We start from the raw sequence: 213 nt of genomic DNA, 5'->3' as shown, positions 1-213 counted from the left end.
TGGGCGTCGGCGGGATCCAGTATCGGGTCGGCCGAGATGAAGCTGCCCAGGGTCGGGTCGTATTCTCTGGCGCCGAGGTGGGTCAGGCCTGAAGGATCTCGGGTGCCGTCGAGGAAGCCGTGGTCGTCGACCCAAGTGGCCGCGGGTGTGCCGCGCTCGTTGCCGTATATGTCGAAGTAGCGGACCTGGGTCTGGTGCGTGGTCGCGTTGATT

1 protein-coding gene is annotated in these 213 nt (G+C 65.7%); it reads right to left on the bottom strand.

Features of this window, described 5'->3' with window-relative positions:
• On the bottom strand, window positions 1-213 hold a 213-nt coding region (locus JFB92_RS21745), incomplete at both ends, for an RHS repeat-associated core domain-containing protein (protein ID WP_199043545.1).

It is taken from the genome of Glycomyces salinus (assembly GCF_016428645.1).
Taxonomy (GTDB): domain Bacteria; phylum Actinomycetota; class Actinomycetes; order Mycobacteriales; family Micromonosporaceae; genus Glycomyces; species Glycomyces salinus.
The sequence above is the reverse complement of the archived record's forward strand: the minus strand, read 5'-3'. Positions and strand labels throughout refer to the sequence as shown.